Origin of the sequence: Paenarthrobacter sp. CM16 (assembly GCF_013179505.1) — a bacterium.
Classification (GTDB): domain Bacteria; phylum Actinomycetota; class Actinomycetes; order Actinomycetales; family Micrococcaceae; genus Arthrobacter.
Window position 1 is genome coordinate 1 of record NZ_JABMCX010000402.1, and the last position, 3,332, is coordinate 3,332.

The 3,332-nt window shown below is 61.2% G+C and carries 3 protein-coding genes; all 3 read right to left on the reverse strand.

All coding sequences use genetic code 11. The features are described 5' to 3' along the window. On the reverse strand, window positions 1-849 hold an 849-nt coding region (locus HP499_RS22450; RefSeq protein ID WP_172326300.1), incomplete at its 3' end, for a carbohydrate ABC transporter permease. Further along, window positions 849-1,775, reverse strand: a complete 927-nt coding sequence (locus HP499_RS22455) for a carbohydrate ABC transporter permease (RefSeq protein WP_024818234.1) — start codon at window positions 1,773-1,775, stop codon at window positions 849-851. The genes HP499_RS22450 and HP499_RS22455, both read right to left, overlap by 1 nt. A gap of 120 nt (window positions 1,776-1,895) precedes the next feature. Beyond that, window positions 1,896-3,176 (reverse strand): ABC transporter substrate-binding protein, encoded by a 1,281-nt coding sequence (locus tag HP499_RS22460; RefSeq protein ID WP_172326301.1) that lies wholly within the window; start codon window positions 3,174-3,176, stop codon window positions 1,896-1,898. Window positions 3,177-3,332 lie beyond the last annotated feature (156 nt).

Here is a 3,332-nt window from a genome sequence, read left to right on the forward strand (position 1 = left end):
GCCGGTCATGATCATGGCGTATTCGGCGTCGAACTGGCCAACGAAGGACCGCAGGCCCAACTGGACAGTCCAGAGGCGGTTGGACGTGAGGTAGATGAACGGGCCCATGTAGTCGTTCCACGTGTTCACGAACGTCAGCAGCGCCAGGCTGGCGAGGGCCGGCTTGGACAGTGGCAGGATCACGCGGGCCCAGATGCCGTACTCGCTCAAGCCATCGATGCGGGCGGCTTCGCAGAGTTCGTCCGGGATGGTCATGTAGTACTGGCGCATCAGGAACACACCGAACGCGCCGAATGCCTGCAGCAGGATCAAGGCGTTGAAGCTGTTGGTCAGGCCAAGGTTCTGCATCATGATGTACTGCGGCACCATGTACGCCTGCCACGGGACAGCGATGGTGCCGATGTAGGCCAGGAACAGCACGTCGCGGCCGGGGAAGCGGACCTTGGAGAAACCGTAGGCGGCCAGCGAGCCCGTGAGGACCTGCAGGCAGGTGATGATCACGGCGAGGTACAGCGAGTTCTGCAAGTAGCCCATCATGGGAATCCGGGTCCAGATGTCCGTGTAATTGCTCCACACGAACTCCTGCGGAATCCACTGGATGGGAACGGTGAGGACCTGGTTGTTCTCCTTCAACGAGGAAGAGAGCATCCAGATGAACGGCACCATCAGCGCCGCCACCAGGACCACCAGGACACCGTAGATCACGATGTTCGCGGTCCGCTTCTTCTGCTCCCGCGGGGAACGCCTGCGGTCAGTACGACGACGGTCTTCCGCAGTAAGTGCCCCCGACGGAGACGGAGCTGCATCCGCCAGATGAGTGGCTTTGAGGTCTTCGGCCATGTTGGTCATCAGCGTTCCCTCCGCTGTTGGATCTTGAACTGCAGGACGGTAACCGTCAGCACGATGATGAACAGGACCAGCGAGATTGCCGAGGAGTAGCCGAACTTACCTTCGCCGATGCCTTCCTGGTAGATCAGCTGGGACAGCACCGTGGTGGACCGTCCGGGGCCACCGTTGGTCATGACCACAATGAGGTCGAACACTTTGAAACTGGAGACCGTCAGCATGACCACCACAAAGAACGTGGTGGGTCGCAGGGACGGGATGGTGACGTTCCAGAAGCGCTGCCAGGCGCTGGCACCGTCAACTTCGGCGGCTTCGTACAACTCAGTGGGGATCGCCTGAAGTCCGGCCAAGTACAGGACCATGTAGTAGCCCATATCGCGCCACACACTGGTGATGATCACAGCCGGCATGGCCCAGTCCGAGCTGGAGGTCCAGCCGGGAGGGTTGGCGATGCCGATTGCGCCGAGGAACTGGTTGATGGGACCGCTGTCCGGGCTGAACAGCATGTTCCAGACCACCGCCACAGCCACCAGAGAGGTGATGTACGGGAAGAAGATGGCTACCCGGAAGAAGCCGATGCCCTTGAGCTTGCGGTTCAGCAGCATTGCCAGCAGCAGTGCCAGGGCCATGGTGAGCGGCACGTGGCCCAGGGCGTAAACAACGGTGTTGCGCAACGCGATCCAGAACGAATCGGAGGCGAACATGCGCTCGAAGTTGGCCAGGCCAATCCACTTGGGAGCGCTGAAGGAAGTCCATTCCATGAAGGAGAGCGCAAACGCGGCCACGACCGGAATGAGGGTGAAGGCCAGGAAGCCTAGGAAGTTCGGAAGGATGAACGTCCAGCCGATCAGCGTGTTACGCCTGGCTTGCTTCCTGTTGCCGCGGCTCTGCACTGGGGCAGGTGCCTGGGGGATTGTTTCTGTAGTCATGATGACCGCTCCCGGGTGGGGGCGTTCCTCCATTTCAGGATCCGGAGATTTCAGGTCCGGGTTCCGGTGCTGCGCCTCAAGGAAGCAGCACCGGAACCGGGGAGAGCTACTTGCCTGGCGTTACTTGCCCAGGACTTCGCTGGTGACGCGCTTGCCCATCTCAGCGATGCCGTCATTGACGGAGCGCTCGCCGACCATGATGAGGTCGTGCTCCTGGTTGAGGATCTTGTCCGTTGCAGCGGACTTGTCGCTGACGGGCATTTCCAGTTCGGTGGTGTCCGGGGTGAAGGCTTTCTTGGACAGCTCGTCCGTGGGCATGCCATCGAGCTTGAAGTACTCGGCGGTGATGGCATCGTTCTGCAGGGCCGGGACTACGCCGATCTTGGAGATCGCCTTGGCACCTTCTTCGCCGGCTGCCCACTCGATGAACTTCTTGGCTTCATCGGAGTGCGCAGCGTTCTTGTTCACGGCGAAGGCCGTGGGCGAACCGAACGTGGTGACCTTGCCGTCGTCGTTCTTCTGCGGCATTGGAGCCAAGCCCCAGTTGACGTTGGTTTTGGCGTCCTTTTTGGCCTGCAGGATGCCGGCGATGTACCAGGTGCCCATGGGCATCATGGCCGCTTGTCCGGACTCGAACATGGTGCGGTAGCTGGTCTTTTGGCTCTTGGCGGTGCCGAAGTCCAGGGTGGCGCCGGACTTCTGCAGGTCCAGTGCGGTGTTGTACTGGTCCTCCATGAAGCCGTAGTCACCGCTGTTCTGGTCGGCGCCGTTCTGGGCCGCCGCAGTGGCCTGGACTACTGAACGCCAGATGTGGTGGTAGGTGCCGTAGGTCTTCTTGCCGCCGGCCTCGGTGGAGAGCTGCTTGGCGATCTCGGTGTACTTTTCCCAGGTGAGGTCCTTGGGATCTTCAATGCCGGCAGCCTTGAACAGGTCCTTGTTGTAGTACAGCAGCCAGAAGTCCTGGCGGTAGGGAGCTGCGAAGTACTTGCCGTCGATGTTGAAGGCGTCCATGCCGGCGAGGTTGTCCTTGCCCACCTTGTCCACCACACTGTTGATTTCCTGGAGCTGGCCGTTGTTGGCGTAGCGGGAGTAGTCGATCACGTTCTTCATGGTGAGGACGTCGGTGGTGTCGCCGCCGGCCAGCATGGTGGTGACTTTCTGGGGGTAGTCGTCGGCCAGGATGTCCACGGGTTCAATGTCCACGTTGGGGTTGGCAGCCTCATAGCTGTCAAAGAGGGCCTTGAACTCCGGGGTGCCCTCGTAGTTCCATACCGAGACGGTCAGCCGGGTCTTGCCTTCGGCCGCCTGCGGTTCGGCGGGACCGGCAGCGCCGGCGCAGCCGGTGAGTCCGAGCCCTGCAGTCACCGCGAGGGCGATTGCGGCGAGGGTTGTGCGCTTCATTGCGTTCTCCTTTAGTACTGGGTTTTAAGTTTGCCGTAGGTGCGGCTTGGGTGTGACTTGCGTGGGGACCGGGCCTAGGCGCTAAGGCCGAGGTCCGCATGGACTACTTGGGCCAGGAGGTCCTTGCCGGCGAGGTACCGTTCAAGGTCATCCAGT